The sequence below is a fragment of the Pseudomonas sp. PLMAX genome (assembly GCF_046042685.1).
Classification (GTDB): Bacteria; Pseudomonadota; Gammaproteobacteria; order Pseudomonadales; family Pseudomonadaceae; genus Aquipseudomonas; species Aquipseudomonas putida_AE.
On sequence record NZ_CP064949.1, the window covers coordinates 1,662,504 to 1,678,110 of the forward strand.

Annotated in this window: 15 protein-coding genes, 1 pseudogene and 1 riboswitch; of the genes and pseudogenes, 4 read left to right on the top strand and 12 right to left on the bottom strand. The window is 62.4% G+C overall.

Translation table 11 applies throughout. The features are described 5' to 3' along the window. Positions 1–8 precede the first annotated feature (8 nt). From DKB71_RS07600 to DKB71_RS07620, 5 genes are read right to left on the bottom strand one after another with little or no spacing between them, the layout of a single operon-like run. Complete coding sequence (locus tag DKB71_RS07600) at positions 9–662, bottom strand: urea amidolyase associated protein UAAP2 (protein WP_274073500.1); 654 nt, start codon at positions 660–662, stop codon at positions 9–11. 11 nt (positions 663–673) lie between these two features. Further along, a complete protein-coding gene (locus DKB71_RS07605) occupies positions 674–1,399 on the bottom strand; it encodes an urea amidolyase associated protein UAAP1 (RefSeq protein ID WP_408599998.1) in 726 nt (241 codons plus the stop codon). Positions 1,400–1,411: 12 nt separating this feature from the next. Then, on the bottom strand, positions 1,412–2,200 hold the full coding sequence (locus DKB71_RS07610) for an ABC transporter ATP-binding protein (RefSeq protein WP_408599999.1): 789 nt from the start codon (positions 2,198–2,200) through the stop codon (positions 1,412–1,414). Further along, positions 2,197–3,012, bottom strand: a complete 816-nt coding sequence (locus DKB71_RS07615) for an ABC transporter permease (protein ID WP_408600000.1) — start codon at positions 3,010–3,012, stop codon at positions 2,197–2,199. The genes DKB71_RS07610 and DKB71_RS07615 overlap by 4 nt, the downstream gene beginning before the upstream one ends. Positions 3,013–3,027: 15 nt before the next feature. Next, entirely contained in the window at positions 3,028–4,095 is a 1,068-nt protein-coding gene (locus tag DKB71_RS07620; protein WP_274073504.1) for a putative urea ABC transporter substrate-binding protein, read from the bottom strand. Between the two features lie 60 nt (positions 4,096–4,155). Beyond that, positions 4,156–4,256: riboswitch (guanidine-I (ykkC/yxkD leader) on the bottom strand. A gap of 336 nt (positions 4,257–4,592) precedes the next feature. Here DKB71_RS07620 and DKB71_RS07625 point away from each other — a divergent pair. Next, positions 4,593–5,015, top strand: a complete 423-nt coding sequence (locus tag DKB71_RS07625) for a hypothetical protein (protein ID WP_408600001.1) — start codon at positions 4,593–4,595, stop codon at positions 5,013–5,015. 119 nt (positions 5,016–5,134) lie between these two features. Here the strand turns inward: DKB71_RS07625 and DKB71_RS07630 are convergent, their stop codons facing one another. Then, positions 5,135–6,247 (bottom strand): enoyl-CoA hydratase/isomerase family protein, encoded by a 1,113-nt coding sequence (locus DKB71_RS07630; RefSeq protein ID WP_408600002.1) that lies wholly within the window; start codon positions 6,245–6,247, stop codon positions 5,135–5,137. 133 nt (positions 6,248–6,380) lie between these two features. Here DKB71_RS07630 and ung point away from each other — a divergent pair, with 133 nt between their 5' ends. After that, a complete protein-coding gene (gene ung / locus DKB71_RS07635; RefSeq protein WP_408600003.1) occupies positions 6,381–7,073 on the top strand; it encodes a uracil-DNA glycosylase in 693 nt (230 codons plus the stop codon). Positions 7,074–7,185: 112 nt separating this feature from the next. Here the strand turns inward: ung and DKB71_RS07640 are convergent, their stop codons facing one another. Genes DKB71_RS07640 through DKB71_RS07655 form a run of 4 tightly spaced genes read right to left on the bottom strand, consistent with a single transcriptional unit; the run spans position 7,186 to position 11,229 of the window. Next, a complete protein-coding gene (locus DKB71_RS07640) occupies positions 7,186–8,226 on the bottom strand; it encodes an AbrB family transcriptional regulator (RefSeq protein WP_408600004.1) in 1,041 nt (346 codons plus the stop codon). Next, a complete protein-coding gene (locus DKB71_RS07645; protein WP_406592002.1) occupies positions 8,219–9,733 on the bottom strand; it encodes a tripartite tricarboxylate transporter permease in 1,515 nt (504 codons plus the stop codon). The genes DKB71_RS07640 and DKB71_RS07645 overlap by 8 nt, the downstream gene beginning before the upstream one ends. A 1-nt stretch (position 9,734) precedes the next feature. Further along, complete coding sequence (locus DKB71_RS07650; protein ID WP_274073510.1) at positions 9,735–10,193, bottom strand: tripartite tricarboxylate transporter TctB family protein; 459 nt, start codon at positions 10,191–10,193, stop codon at positions 9,735–9,737. 58 nt (positions 10,194–10,251) lie between these two features. Continuing rightward, a complete protein-coding gene (locus DKB71_RS07655) occupies positions 10,252–11,229 on the bottom strand; it encodes a Bug family tripartite tricarboxylate transporter substrate binding protein (protein WP_408600006.1) in 978 nt (325 codons plus the stop codon). Positions 11,230–11,619: 390 nt separating this feature from the next. On the opposite strand from DKB71_RS07655, the gene DKB71_RS07660 reads away from it, so the two are divergent. Together DKB71_RS07660 and DKB71_RS07665 are read left to right on the top strand one after the other, a co-directional pair. Then, positions 11,620–12,291 carry a response regulator gene (locus DKB71_RS07660; protein WP_008055965.1) on the top strand — a complete coding sequence of 224 codons (672 nt, stop codon included), beginning with the start codon at positions 11,620–11,622 and terminating at the stop codon, positions 12,289–12,291. Further along, a complete protein-coding gene (locus DKB71_RS07665) occupies positions 12,284–13,672 on the top strand; it encodes a sensor histidine kinase N-terminal domain-containing protein (protein WP_408600007.1) in 1,389 nt (462 codons plus the stop codon). The genes DKB71_RS07660 and DKB71_RS07665 overlap by 8 nt, the downstream gene beginning before the upstream one ends. A 102-nt stretch (positions 13,673–13,774) precedes the next feature. On the opposite strand, the pseudogene DKB71_RS07670 reads toward DKB71_RS07665, so the two are convergent. Next, positions 13,775–14,594, bottom strand: a pseudogene (locus DKB71_RS07670) (HDOD domain-containing protein). Between the two features lie 35 nt (positions 14,595–14,629). Next, positions 14,630–15,571: a YgfZ/GcvT domain-containing protein gene (locus tag DKB71_RS07675; RefSeq protein ID WP_408600008.1), complete on the bottom strand. Its 942-nt coding sequence runs from the start codon at positions 15,569–15,571 to the stop codon at positions 14,630–14,632. Positions 15,572–15,607 lie beyond the last annotated feature (36 nt).

A 15,607-nucleotide genomic window follows, 5' to 3' on the forward strand; every position in this document is an offset into this window, starting at 1 on the left:
CGGGAATTTCAGTTCCATACCAGCAGCTCCGCAGGGGTCGGGTTGTAGGCGTTGCACGGGTTGTTCAGTTGCGGGCAGTTGGAGATCAGCACGATCACGTCCATCTCGGCCCGCAGGTCGACGTATTTGCCCGGTGCGGAAATCCCGTCTTCGAAGGTCAGCCCGCCGTCCGCCGTGACCGGTACGTTCATGAAGAAATTGATGTTCGGCCCGATGTCGCCTTTGCCCAGGCGCCCGTCATGCACGCAGGCGCGCAGGTAGTTGTCGCGGCAACTGTGCATGTGGCGTTTTTCCAGGGCGTAGCGCACGGTGTTGCTCTCCTGCGCGCACGCGCCGCCGAGGGTGTCGTGGCGCCCGCAGGTGTCGGCGACGATGGTCAGCATCGGCTTGCCGAGGTTGGAATACAGCACGCTGCCGGTGGTGAGGTACACGCTGTTCTGGCGGCGCAGGGTGCGCTGCACGTCGTAGCGTTCCTTGGGATTGGCGACGCTGTAGAACAGGGTGTCGACGGCCTGGTTGCCTTCCAGGTCGAGGATGCGCAGGGTCTGGCCGGCCTTGACCTCCATCAGCCAGGGTTCGCCGGCGGGGATGGTGGCGCGGTAGACCGCGGTTTCGGGTTGCCTGCTCGTAGTAACGTCAGCGGTAGCGATTGCGAGTGACATGGCAGCGATCCTCAGGCGAACAGACGGTCGGTATTGATGAAGCCGCGCTCGTTTTCCGGGCGCGAGGTGCGGCAGTGTTCGGCGACGCTGGGGTCGGCGTTCATCCAGCTGAGCTTCAAGGGTTTAGGTGAGTATTCCGGCGACGGGTCCATCGGATGCTGCAGGGCGGTGAGCACCACCAGGGTGTCCATCGGCGCGTACAACTCGATGTAGTCGCCAGCCTTGGAGTTGCCCTCGACGAAGTGAAAGCGCCCGGCGTCGTCGACGTTGACCCGGCTGAACAGGTTGAGGGTCATCAGCAGGTCGGACAGCCCCAACCCCCACTTGCCCAACTCCACCAGCAGGTTGTCCGTGCCGTTGCGGAAGAAGCCGTTGCGCAGTTCCTGATAGCGGCCCTGGCCATATTTTTCCGCCACTTCTTCAGCGCAGAGCACGCCGCCAAGGCTGTCGCTCCAACCGCAGGTATCGGCAGTGATGGCGGCCAGCACGCGGCCCATGTCCGAGTACAGGCAATGGCCGGCGGTAAGCTTGGCGGTGTGTTGGCACTTGAGGCTGTCGGGCAGGTTCAGGCGTTCGGTTTTTTCGTTGGCGTTGAGCAACGTCAGGCTGACGTTGGCGCCGCCGCGCAGGTCGGTCAGGCGCAGCAGCTGGCCGCGTTTGAGCACGAAGGAACGGTGGCCGCCGCCGGGCAGCATTTCTTCGGCGAAGGGCGGGAACAGTTGAGTCGAGTCGGTCATTTTCATATTCCTCTAAGCGATACGAAGCGTGCTTGCCAGTTGCACGGGCAAGGCGTCGACGGCGGCACGGCAGGTGCGGCGGTCGCTGTTCAAAGGGATGTCGTAGGTGATGCGTGCGCCATAGGCACCTGGGGCGTGCGGGTCGAGGCGGACCTTGTCGAACACCAGCAGGCGAGTACCGAGGCTGAAACCTTCGGACAGGTCGTGGGTGACCATGAACACCGTCAGTCGTGTCTCGCGCCACAGCTCCAGCAGCAGGGCGTGCATGTCTTTGCGGATGCCCGGATCGAGGGCGCCGAAGGGTTCGTCGAGCAGCAACACCCGCGGCTTCATGATCAGCGCCTGGGCGATGGCGAGGCGTTGTTGCATGCCGCCGGACAGTTGCGCCGGGTACTTGTCCAGCGAGTGACCGAGACCGACTTTGTGCAGCAGCACCGAAGCCTGTTCGCGAGCCTCTTTTTTAGCGCTGCCGAACAGGCGTCCGAGCAAACGCGAGCGGGGCAGTTCGAGACCAAGGGCGACGTTGTCCAGCACGCTCAGGTGTGGGAACACCGAATAACGTTGGAACACCACGCCACGGCTGGAATCCGGTTCGCCGGCCAGGGTTTGGCCGTCGAGCAGGATCTCGCCGCGACTGGCTTTTTCCTGGCCAAGCAGCAGGCGCAGGAAAGTTGACTTGCCGCAACCGGAGGCGCCCACCAGGGTGCAGAACTCACCCTCGGCGACGCTCAGGTTCAGGCCTTCGAGCACCACCTGGTCGGCGTATTGCTGCCAGACGTTTTTCACAGTGATGAAACTCATGCCCGCGCTCCTTCATACCAAGGGAAAGCACGCAGGGTCAGGCGCTTGAGGCCCCAATCCATCAGCCAGGCAAGCAGGGTGATCCACACCACGTACGGCAGGATCACGTCCATCGCCAGGTAGCGGCGCACCAGGAAAATCCGGTAGCCGAGGCCGTCGGTGGAGGCGATGGCTTCGGCGGCGATCAGGAACAGCCACGCCGAACCCAGCATCAGGCGCAGCGAGATCAGCAGGCGTGGCAGCAATTGCGGCAGCACCACCCGCAGCATCAGGGTCCAGGTCGATGCTCCGAGGGTCTGCGCCTTGATCAGCAGTTCCACGGGGATTTCCCGGGCACGCTGTTCCAGGTCGCGGGCCAGGGCCGGTGTGATGCCGATCACGATCAGCATCACTTTCGACAACTCACCCAAACCGAAGACGATGAACAGGATCGGCAGGATCGCCAGCGGCGGCACCATCGACAGCACGGTCAGCAAGGGTGACAACGGCGCGCCGAACAACGGCAGCGTCCCGGCGGCGATGCCCAGGCACAGGCCGGCCAGCGCGCTGATGCCCAGGCCGATGGCCAGGCGTCGCAGGCTGGACGCTGTGTCCTGCCAGAGCAGGTAGTCGCCGGTGCGGCTGTCGGCCACGAAGGCCAGGCGCTGCACCGCGTCGCTCATCTGTACGGCGCTGGGCAGCAGTTTGTCGTTGGGGTTATCCGCCAGGCGCTCGGCCGAGCCCATGAAGTAGGCGAGCAGCAGCAGGGCGAAGGGCAGGATCACCAGCAACAGGCGGCTCGGGCGATCCGGGTGGCGATTGATCAGGCGCATGGCCAAGTCCTCTGGTTACAACTTGGCGTCGGCAGCCATCTGCACGTAACTGGGGTCGAAGCGCAGCTTGAGGTTGCCCTTGTCGCCGCTGGTCACGCCGTTGGCGAAGGCCATGCCCACCGCGCTGGTGTCTTTGGCGCCTTCACCGAGCAAGCCGTGCTGGAAGGAAAACTCGGCCACCTTGCGCATGGTTTCCGGCAGTTGTTTGCTGGTGCTGAACGCCAGGGCTTCCTGCGGGGTGGCGAACAATTTGGTGGTGTCCAGTTGCGCCTGGAAACCGGCCAGGTCGGTGCCCGAGGCTTTGGCCATGTGCTCCAGTGCGGCCTTGCCCGCGGCGTTTTTCGCATTCATCAACTCGACCACTTCGAACCAGGCGCCGGTCAGCGCCTTGCCCAGTGCCGGGTTGTCCTTTAGGGTCTGGGAGTTGACCACCATCATGTCCATGATCTCGCCGGGGATCTGGCTGGAATTGAACACCTCGGTCACCCCGGGCTGGGCCTTGATGTCCGAAAGCATCGGGTTCCAGGTGGTGACGGCGCTGACCTGATCGGTGTTGAAAGCGGCGGAGATATCGGCGTCGGAGGTGTTGACCACTTTCAGGTCTTTCTCGGTGAGGTCCACCGAATCCAGGGCCCTGGCCAGCAGGTAGTGCGACACCGAAAGCTCGACCAGATTGACATCGGTGCCCTTGAGGTCGGCGACTTTCTTGCCTTCGCCCTTGAGCACGATGCCGTCGTTGCCGTTGGAGAAGTCGCTGACGATCAGCGCAGTGCTGTCGACGCCGCCAGCGGCCGGAATGGTCAGCGCATCCATGTTGGTCATGGTGCAGCCATCGAACTGGCCGGCGGTGTACTGGTTGATCGATTCGACGTAGTCATTGAGCTGGACCACATCGATCTTGATGCCGTACTTCTTCGCCCACTTGTCGACGATGCCTTGGCTGCCGGCGTATTCCCAGGGCATCCAGCCGGCGTAGATCGTCCAGCAGACGCTGAACTGGTCTTTCTGGGCGGCGGGGGACGAGAGGCTCACCAGGGCTGCGAAGGCAGCGGCGAGCAGGGCGGGTAAACGATGCTGGGACATGGTGGTTCTCCAGTTGATCAAGGGCGGACAGGAAGGCAGCGGCACCGCGAACGGTGGCTTGTCTCCCGGGCTTTTGTCCCGCCGTGTAACCTCAACTGGAGGTCGCCAACTCTCGGACCAGCCACTCGCGCTTGCGAGCCGGAACCCTAGTCAGCCATTGCAAATTGTGGTGCCGCGAACCTGTGATGACTCCTGCACGTGTTTGCTTAAGCGAGAGACGTGCCAAGTCGGTTGAAGCGCTCTGGCATGCGGGATTGATCGACTGAAGCGCTAGCAAGGTTGCTTGCGCCTGCCTTGTGATGGTGCGCGGGTGCACCGCAATGGGACGTGCTGGCCAGCGTTAATAGATGAACAACTTTTCATCGGCGACATGTTTCAACGTGTTGCAGGGACGCACCAGATCTCGAATTCGATGTCTGATCTATCGACAGTTGGAACATTTGGCTGTCGCCTGCCAGCGTCGCTGGTTTGGCTCATTCGCGGTCCAGGAGGCCGCTATGCATCGACAAATTCTTCTCATTGCCGTGTTGGGTTTGTTCCTGGGTGGTTGCGTACCTTATTCCGATGGAGGAGCCGGTTACTACAGTTCCGAGGTCTACACCTCGCCAGCGCCTTATTACGCCGGTGGAGGCTCCTATTATTCCAACGGCGGTGGTTATTACACACCACCACGCCGGTACTACGCGCCGCCTGCCCGGTATTACCAGCCAACGCCGCGCTATTACCACCAGCCGCGGGTTTATCAACCGGCGCCACGCTATTACCAACCGGCACCTCGCTATTACCAGGCTCGCCCAGACTACCGGGCGCATGGTTGGGACGGCCGTAACCGCGGCGGCTGGAACAACGATAACCGAAGTGGACGCAACAACAAGCACGGTGGTCGAGGTGACCATAACGGCCGTGGCGACCACCGCTAGTCCCTTGGATTAACGCAACACCTGTGGGAGCGGGCTTGCTCGCGAAGAGGGAGTGTCAGACAACGATAATGTCGACTGACACTCCGCCTTCGCGAGCAAGCCCGCTCCCACATTTAGTTTCAGTAATTCGACAGATCTGCCAGCGGGTGTCGACCTTCCCAGACCTTATGGAAATGCGCCTCCACCACCGCATCCGGCACATTGTTGACGTCCGGCCAGTGCCAGTGGGGTTTCTGGTCCTTGTCGAGCAACCGCGCGCGCACGCCTTCGCTGAATTCGGGATGGCGACAGCAGTTGAGGCTCAGGGTGTATTCCATCTCGAAGACTTGCGCCAGCGACAGGTGGCGGGCGCGTTTGATCTGTTCCCAGACCAGATGCGCGGTCAGCGGCGAGCCTTCGATCAGGTTGCGCGCCGCGCGGTTGAGCAGCGGGTCGGCGTGATCGCGCAGCGTGCTGATGGCCTTCCAGGCGCAACGCACATCACTGACATCCAGCAGTTCATCGATCTGCTGGCGGCGTGGCAGCCACTGGGCTTCGGGCATCTGCGCAACCGCCTCCTGCTGCAAGGCCTTGAGCAGGCTGTTGAGCTGCATCGGCGTCTGTTCCTGCCAGTTCAACTGCAGCAGGCCTTCGATCAGCTGTGGCTGTTGCTCATCGAGCAGGAAACGATCAGCCAGGTCCAGATCGATCGCATCGCGACCGTTCATGTGGGCACCGGTCAAGCCGAGAAACAAGCCGAGCTTGCCGGGCAAGCGTGACAGGAACCAACTGGCGCCGACGTCCGGGTACAGGCCGATGGTGATCTCCGGCATGGCCAGCCGGCTGCTCGGCGTGACAATCCGGATGCTCGCCCCCTGCAGCAGCCCCATGCCGCCGCCGAGCACATAACCGTGGCCCCAACAGATCAGCGGTTTTGGATAGGTGTGCAGGCTAAAGTCCAGCCGATACTCCGCGGCGAAGAAGTTGGCGGCCAGGGGCGGCACTTCGCCCGGATGGGCACGACAGGCCTCGACCAGACTGCGCACTTCACCGCCGGCGCAGAAGGCCTTGATGCCTTTGCCGCGCAGCATGACGCAAACGATTTGCGGTTCCTTGGCCCAGGCGTCCAACCTGTCGCGCAGGGCGTTGATCATCGGCAGGGACAGGGCGTTCAACGATTGCTCGGCATCCAGGGTGGCAATGCCGATACGGGCGCCGTCAGTGCCGGTGAGTTCTTCGAAGTGCAGATTCATCGGTGACCTCGCTGGGGAATTTGAGGGGTAAGTATGATCGCTGTGTGGGAAAGTGCCGGATCTGCGTCAGATCAATTGACAAGCGTGATGGGCTTTCCTAGGGTTCGCCCCATTGTTTTTGCCGGATGTAACCATGACTGCTGACGACCGTATCAAACTCGAACCGAGCTGGAAGGAGGCACTGCGTGCCGAATTCGACCAGCCCTACATGGCAGAGTTGCGACAATTCCTCCAGGACGAGCGGGCGGCGGGCAAGGAAATCTATCCGCCGGGCCCGATGATCTTCAACGCGCTCAATTCCACGCCGCTGGACAAGGTCAAGGTGGTCATTCTCGGCCAGGACCCCTATCACGGCCCGGGCCAGGCCCACGGCCTGTGCTTCTCGGTGCAACCGGGCGTGCCGGCGCCGCCGTCGCTGGTCAATATCTATAAAGAGTTGAAGCGCGACCTGAACATCGACATCCCCAGCCACGGCTACCTGCAAAGCTGGGCCGAGCAGGGCGTGTTGATGCTCAATACCACCATGACCGTGGAGCGTGCCAACGCCAATGCGCACAAGGACAAGGGCTGGCAGTTTTTCACCGACCGGATCATTGAAGTGGTCAGCCAGCAGCAACCGCACCTGGTGTTCATGCTGTGGGGCGCCCATGCCCAGAGCAAACAGAAGCTGATCGATGCCACCAAGCACCTGGTGCTGACCTCGGTGCACCCGTCACCGCTGTCGGCCTATCGTGGTTTTCTCGGGTGCGGGCACTTCAGCCGGACCAACAAGTTTCTGGAGCAGAATGGCGAAACGCCGATCGAGTGGCGATTGCCGCCGGTTTAAGCGGCGATGGTGAGGGCCTCTTCGCGAGCAAGCCCGCTCCCACATGGTTTTTGCGGTGTCCACAAAACCTGTTTGGGAGCGGGCTTGCTCGCGAAGAAGGCGCCTCGGTTTATCAGACTGAATCCGGATTGCGGTTCCAGTACTTGAACAACGGCTCCGCCAGAAACAACACAAACAACAACCGCATCACCTGCATCGCCGTCACCAGCGGCACCGACAACTGCAGGGTTTCCGCCGTCAGGCTCATCTCGGCGATCCCGCCGGGCATCATGCCCAATGTCAGTGAACGCAAATCCAGGTGGGTCAGCGCACTCAAGCCCAGCGCCGCCGCCGTGGCGATCAGCATGGTCAGCACCGTACCGATCAACGTCCGCCCCATGAACGATGGCGCACGCCGGAAAAACTGCCGGTTGAAGTGACAGCCCAGGCCGCTGCCGATCAACCACTGGCCAATCTGGCTGCCACCGTTGGGCAAGCCGATGTGCAGGTCCCAACCGATGCTTACCGCTGCGCTCACCAGCAAGGGGCCGAACAACCAGGGATTGGGTTGGCGCAGGCGTTCCCAGATCCAGGCCGCCAGCGCCCCCGCCGGAAACAACAACGCCAGCCAGTACCAATCGATGCTGCCCGCGTGGGAAATCGGCGCACCGTCGCCCAACAGATACTTGAACGCCGCCGGTACGCACAGCACCACCACCAGCACCCGCAGGCTTTGCCCGGCAGCCACTCGACTGAGCACTGCGCCATTGCGCGCACCGAGGTTGACCATCTCCCCGGAGCCGCCGGGCATGCTGGAAAAAAATGCCGTGGCGCGATCTTCGCCGGTACGGCGCATCAACCACACCCCGACCACCGCCGACAGGCTGGTGACCAGGGCGCCGAAGAAGATCAGGCCGAAATGACTCAGTACCTGCTCCATCACCACCGGGGTAAAGTGCAGGCCTATACCGATGCCGACGATCCACTGGCCACACTTGCGCCCGCCAGGGATTTCCGCCAGTTGCCAGGGTGTCAGGCAGCGCACGAGGATGATCGCCAGCAACGAGCCGACCATCCACGGCAAAGGCCAGCCGACCTGGCTGGCGAGGAAACCGCCAAGCAGGCCGACCAGCGGGGTTCCCCACCAGAGTTTGAAGGGAGACCTATCAGACATCGGCGATAACGCGTTGCGCGGCCGCGCGTTTGCGCCAGATGCGGATGATCGGCATCAACAGCATGATCGCCGTCAGGACCCAGCAACCGAACGTGATCGGGCTCGACCAGAGGATGTCCAGCGCACCGTTGGAAATCGACAGGGCGCGGCGCAGGTTCTGTTCCATCAGGCCGCCGAGGATGAACCCCAGCAATACTGGCGACAGCGGGAAGTCCAGCTTGCGCAGGATGTAACCGAAGATGCCGATGCCGATCATCAGGAACAGGTCGAAGGTGGTGGCGTGCACCGCGTAGACGCCGATCCCGGTAATGATCGCGATCACTGGCACCAGCGCCCAGTTCGGCACGGCGAGGATACGGGTGAAGATGCGGATCATCGGGATGTTGAGGATTACCAGCATCACGTTGGCGATGAACAACGACGCGATCAGGCCCCAGACGATGTCCGGTTGCTGTTGGAACAGCAACGGCCCCGGCGTGATGTTGTACAGCGACAGGGCACCGATCATCACCGCCGTGGTACCCGAGCCCGGAACGCCGAGGGTCAGCATCGGCACCAGCGCACCGCAGGCCGCGCCGCCGATGGCGGTTTCCGGGGCCGCGAGGCCACGCATGTCACCCTGGCCGAAGGTGCCCTTGGCGCCCGCCATGCGTTTTTCGGTCATGTAGGCCACGGCGCTGGCCAGGGTTGCACCGGCACCGGGCAACACGCCCATGATGAAACCCAGTACGCCGCAACGGATGTTCACCACGAACACCGATGCCGCTTCCTTGAAGTTGAACATCATGCGCCCGGTGGCTTTCACCGCTTCCTGGCCGTGGTGGGTTTTCTCCAGCAGCAGGAGGATCTCGCTGATGGAGAACAGGCCCAGCACCAGCACGACGAACTGGATGCCGTCGGTCAGGTGGATGTTGTCCCCGGTGAAGCGGTACACGCCGCTGTTGGCGTCGATGCCGACCGTCGACAGGAAGAGGCCGATCAGCGCCGCGATGAAGGTTTTCAACGGTCGATCACCGGCCATGCCACCAAGGCAGACAATCGCGAACACCATCAGCACGAAGTATTCCGCGGGGCCGAAGGCGATCGCCCATTTCGCCAGCAGCGGGGCGAACAGCACCATGCCGCAGGTGGCGATGAAGGCACCGATGAACGAGCTCCACGCCGACAGCGACAACGCCACACCGGCCAAGCCTTTGCGGGCCATCGGGTAGCCGTCGAGGGTGGTCATCACGGTGGAGGCTTCGCCCGGAATGTTCAGCAGGATCGAGCTGATCCGCCCGCCATATTCGCAACCCAGGTACACCGCCGCCAGCAGGATCAGCGCCGACTCAGGTGGCAGGCCGAGGGCGAATGCGATGGGGATCAGCAGCGCCACGCCGTTGATCGGCCCCAGGCCCGGCAACAGGCCGACCACGGTGCCGATCAGGGTGCCGCACAAGGCGGTCACCAGGTTGTACGGGCTCAGCGCGACGCCGAAGCCCTGACCCAAATAGCCAAGAGTATCCATATCAGTTCTCCAGAACGTCGAGCACGCCAAGGGGCAGCGGCACGTCCATCAACTTGTCGAACAGCAGGTAGAGGCCGACGGCCATCAGACTGATGATCACGCTGCTTGGCACCCAGCGACCGCCGTACAGACGGGCCATGGGCACGCCGATCAGGATGCTGGCGACGATGAACCCCAGGGGTTCGAAAGTGCCGGCGAACACCAGCAACAGCACCACACAGATACCGATCTTGGTCAGGGTTTCGCGATCCAGCGGCGGCTCGTCATCACTGTGCTTGATCGGTGCCGGACGGAACACCATGTACAACAGCGCCGAGCCCATCAGGCCCAGCATCAACAGCGGAAAGGCCCGAGGCCCCACCGGTTCGTAGGAAAAAGCCGCTTGATACGGCCAGGCCATCAGCGCCAGGCCGACACAGGCCAGCAACAGCACCGAAGCAAAAATGCGTTGTAAGAGCATGGGGAACTCCTGTGCCGCGGCTCCGCCAGACGGAGCCGCAGCCGCTAGACAGAGACGATCACTGGATCAGGCCGAACTCTTTGGCCAGCACTTTGTAGTCCGCTACCTGCTTTTTCACGTAGGTGTCCAGTTCCTGGCCGGTCATGGCGAACGGGAACAGTTCGCGCTGATCGCGCAGCTTGGCGAACTCGGACGAGGCCAGCAGTTTGTCGAAGGAATCTTTCCACCAGGCGTAGTCTTCATCGCTGACCTTTGGCCCGAGGTAGAAACCGCGCACCACTGGCCAGACGATGTCGTAGCCTTGCTCGCGGGCGGTCGGGATGTCTTTCATTTCCGGCTCGTCCAGGCGCTTGTCGGAGAACACTGCCAGCAGGCGCATGTCGCCGCTCTGGATGTGCGGCATGGAGTCGGAGATGTCGGTGCTGCCGACCTGGATGTGGCCGCCGAGCAGGGCGGTGGCGATTTCACCGCCGCCTTCGAGGGCGACGTAACGCAGGTCACGCGGGTTGATCCCGGCGGCCTTGGCGATCAGGGCGGTCTGCATCCAGTCCTGGCTGCCGACGGTGCCGCCGGAACCGATCACCACTTTGCTCGGATCTTTTTTCAGCGCCTGCACCAGATCGTCGAGGTTCTTGTAGGGCGAATCGCTTTTCACCGCGATGGCGCCGTAGCTGGTGCCGACGGCGGCCAGCCAGCGCACGTTGGTTTCATCGAAACGACCGAACTTGCCCTGGGCCAGGTTCAGCAGCGAACCGCTGGACCAGGCCACCAGCGTGCCGGCATCGGCCGGGCGCTGGGCGACCACGGCGTTGTAGGCCACCGCGCCGACTCCGCCGGGCATGTAGGTCACGCGCATCGGCTTGGTCAGCAGCTTTTCGTTGACCAGGGCGCTCTGCGCCAGTTTGCAGGTCAGGTCGAAACCGCCGCCGGGGGAGGCCGGGGCGATGCATTCCGGGCGCTTGGGCTCGGCCATCAGTTGGCCGGCAAACATCATGACGCTGGCGGCGAGGGCGAAACGGCGCAGTGATCGATTCATTGTTGTCTCCACGGGAGTTGTTGTTTTTGGGGATGTTTCAGATGCGGCGGTTTCGCTTCGCGCAGCCGATGACGGCGCCGGCAAGCGTAAACGATGGGGAGCGGGAAAAGGGGCGGGGCGGGCAAATCTGGCGCTGTGTGGACAGCATGGCAAAGTACCTCGTTATTGTTCTTATTGGCGAAAACGCATCGAGGCGTTTTTCGGGAGCTACATTTCAAAGCAGGAGCGATGGCTGTGATCGAAACCATCCGTGGGTCGACTCTAACGGTCGAACCTTTCGCTAACCTTTCATCGGGCTTTCACGGTTTTTCGGGCTTCACAGCGACGGATGCCGCTGTAAACTCCGCGCCAAACAATGGCGTCGACCATCCCTGAACGAGGTAATGATCCATGCGTGTCCTGCTCGTCGAAGACCATCTGCAGCTCGCCGAAAGCGTCGCCCAGGCGCTCAAGAGCACCGGCTTGACCGTGGATGTGCTGCACGACGGTGTCGCGGCCGACCTGGCGCTGGGCAGCGAGGAATACGCCATGGCGATTCTCGATGTCGGCCTGCCGCGCATGGATGGTTTCGAGGTGCTGGCGCGCCTGCGTGCCCGCGGCAAGAACCTTCCGGTGTTGATGCTGACGGCCCGCAGCGACGTCAAGGATCGGGTCCATGGCCTGAACCTGGGCGCCGACGATTACCTGGCCAAGCCTTTCGAGCTCACCGAACTCGAAGCCCGGGTCAAGGCCTTGCTGCGCCGCAGCGTGTTGGGAGGCGAGCGTCTGCAGCGCTGTGGTGTGCTGGCCTACGACCTGGAGACCCGGCGCTTCACTCTCGGTGAGGAGTTGCTGACCCTGACTTCCCGCGAGCAGGCGGTACTCGAAGCCCTGATCGCCCGTCCCGGCCGGGTGATGAGCAAGGAGCAACTGGCCTCCCAGGTCTTCGGCCTGGACGAGGAGGCCAGTCCCGACGCCATCGAAATCTACGTACACCGCTTGCGCAAGAAACTCGACGGCCACCCGGTGGCCATCGTCACGTTCCGCGGTCTCGGTTATCTGCTGGAAAGTCGTGATGCATAAGGCCAGCAGCCTGCGTTGGCGGTTGCTGTGGAACCTGGCGCTGTTGCTGGTGGTATTGATGCTGGCCAGTGGCTTGAGCGCTTACTGGAACGGGCGCGAAGCGGCCGACACGGCCTATGACCGGACGTTGCTGGCCTCGGCGCGGACCATCGCCGCCGGCTTGTCCGAGCGTGATGGCAGCCTCAGCCTGGACGTGCCTTATGTGGCCCTCGACACGTTCGCCTACGACAGTGCGGGGCGGATTTTCTACCTGGTCAACGACATCAACCAGAAGCTGATTTCCGGCTACGAAAACCTGCCACCACCGCCACCCGGTACGCCGCGAACCGACGACTACCCGGCGCTGGCGCGTTTTTACAATGCGACTTACCAGGGGCAGAACGTGCGCGTGGTCAGCCTGCTCAAGGCGGTCAGCGAGCCGAACATGAACGGCATGGCGGAAATCCGCGTGGCGGAGACCGATGAGGCCCGTGTCAGCATGGCCCGTAGTCTGGCCGGCGATACTTTGCTGCGCCTGGGCATGCTGGCGATCGGGGCCCTGATGATCGTGTGGTTTGCGGTCAGTGCGGCGCTGCGTCCGCTGGAGCGTTTGCGCACCGCGGTGGAGGAGCGTCAGCCCGATGACCTGCGGCCGTTGCCCCTGGTCGAAGTGCAGCGCGAACTGTGGCCACTGGTGCGCGCACTCAATCATTTCACCGAGCGTCTGCGCGGGCAGTTCGAGAAGCAGGCGCAATTCATCGCCGATGCCGCCCACGAACTGCGCACGCCGTTGGCGGCACTCAAGGCCCGGCTGGAATTGGGCTTGCGCTCGAACGATGCGCAAACCTGGCGCAGTACGCTGGAAACCGCCGCCCAGGGCACGGATCGCCTGACCCACCTGGCCAATCAACTGCTCTCGCTGGCCCGGGTGGAAAACGGTGCCAGGGCGATTGCCGAGGGCGGCGCGCAATTGCTCGACCTCAGCCAGTTGGCGCGTGAGCTGGGCATGGCCATGGCGCCGCTGGCCCACAAGCGCGGCGTGGCCCTGGCGCTGGAAGCGGACGAGCCGGTCTGGTTGCGCGGCGAACCGACGTTGCTCAACGAACTGTTGAGCAACCTGGTGGATAACGCCCTGGCCCATACGCCTGCGGGCGGCAACGTGATCCTGCGGGTGTCGACCCCGGCGGTGCTGGAGGTCGAGGACGATGGCCCGGGGATTCCCCTTGATGAGCGGGATCGGGTGTTTGAACGGTTCTACCGGCGCAATCAGCAGGTGGCGGGGTCAGGGTTGGGGTTGGCGATTGTTGGAGAAATTTGTCGGGCGCACCTGGCGCAGATCAGCCTGCATGATGGGGAGAAGGCGGGGTTGAAGGTGCGGGTGAGTTTTAATGCAGGGGAGTGATGTGCCTGTTCTGGCCTCTTCGCGAGTAAGCCCGCTCCCACATTGAAATGCATTCCAATGTGGGAGCGGGCTTGCTCGCGAATGGAGCGACGCGGTGTCTGATCAATAAAACATCAAGCGGGTGTCTTCCAGGTCAGCACACATCGCCTTGTTGTCCGGATCGATCCCCAGCTTGACGAAGGCCGACGCCAAAGGGGTCGATGCGCGAAATCGGGTGGTCGGTGCCTTTGTGGCAGTACAGGCTGGCCACCTGGACCAGGTCGACATAATCGATTCGCGCGGACTGTCGCTTGAAGTCGAGATAGAGCTGCGGCACCTGCACCAATTTTTCCGGAAACTCCCAGACCCGCAGCAGTTTATCGCCGAGCAACGGATGAATGCGGTCGATCACATGGTTGAGGCTGACCGGATCGGCCAGCAGTTCATAGTGATCTTCGGCGTACGTCAGGATCGGCAAGACCCCGATCTGGTGCACCAGCCCGCCAAGGGCCGCCTGATCGGGCTTGAGCTGGGTGTAGTTACGGCACAGCGCATAGCTGACGCCGGCAATTTCCAGGCTTTTGCGCCAGACATCGCGCATTTTCTGTTCAACCACCGCAGAGCGGGCATGGAAAATCTGTTCCATGACCAGACCGATGGCCAGGTTGCTGCTGTAATTGATGCCCAGGCGTGTGATCGCCGTGTGCAGATCGGTGACTACCTGCGCCGCGCGCAGCAGTGGGCTGTTGACCACTTTGATCAGGCGCGCCGACAGCGCGGCATCGCGGCCAATCACTTTGCTCAGGCTACCGATACTGATTTCCGGGTCTTCAGCGGCCTTGCGAATCTGCAAGGCCACTTCCGGTAACGTTGGCAGAACCAGGTCATCGTTATCGATGGCCTCAACCAAATCCTGTTGGACCTTTTCCGCCAGCTCACTCATTACGCTTCTCTAGGTGTTGCAAAAAAGTACCGCGGTTAACGCTGGATTTCGCGATCGCGGTCCAGTTCATACGGCAGGTCGAGCAAATTCAGGGCTGGGCCGTCGAGTGCGCCCAGATGAATGTCGCTGCCTTCTGCAGCTTCGGCTTGCAACACGGCCAACAGTTCAATCTGATTGGCGGCATTGGCGGCCAGCACCACTTCACCGATCGAGCTGCCGTGACTCGGGGCAAACAGCTGGGTGCCGGGTTCTGGCAGTTCGCCGCCAGCCAGTTGCAGGCGATACAAGCGGCGCTTGAGTTTGCCGAGGTACTGCATGCGCGCGACGATTTCCTGGCCGGTGTAGCAGCCTTTCTTGAAGCTCACGCCGCCGACCGCTTGCAGATTGAGCATCTGCGGGATGAACAGCTCGCGGGTACTTGGCATCACCTGGCCGATCCCGGCACGGACCTGGCCCAGCAACCATTGATTGAGTTCACCTTCAGGCAGCAGGGCGGACAGCTTGCCCTTGATGCCATCGGCCTGATCGGCGGCAACCCAGAGTTCGGCGCGTTCGGGCGAGACGCGAATGGCGATCAAACCGTCATGGCGCACCAGGCTGTCGGTCTCTGCAGGCAGTTCCAGGCCGAGGCTTTTCAATGCCTCATCGCCCTGCTCGACGCCGAAGCGAACCCAGGCAGCGCTTTCATCGGTCAGTTTGGACTTGGAAAACACCGCGTATTTCTTCAGGTCCGCCAATTGCGGTTCGAGCAACTCGCTGGCCATGGCCAGGAGTACGCCATCACCTTCGAGCAGGATGCGAAAGCTCGACTGCATCCGGCCTTTCTGCGTGCAGCGCGCGCCGAGGCTGGCCCGGTTGTCGCTCAGGTAATTGAGGTTGCAGGTCAGTTGGCCTTGCAGGAACTTGCCGGCGTCCGCGCCGCGGACCGCCAGGACACCTTCATGAGACAACGTGCAGAAAAAAGCGGAATCGGCCATGGGTCATCGCAGGGTAAAGAGTCTGGCAGACATGAT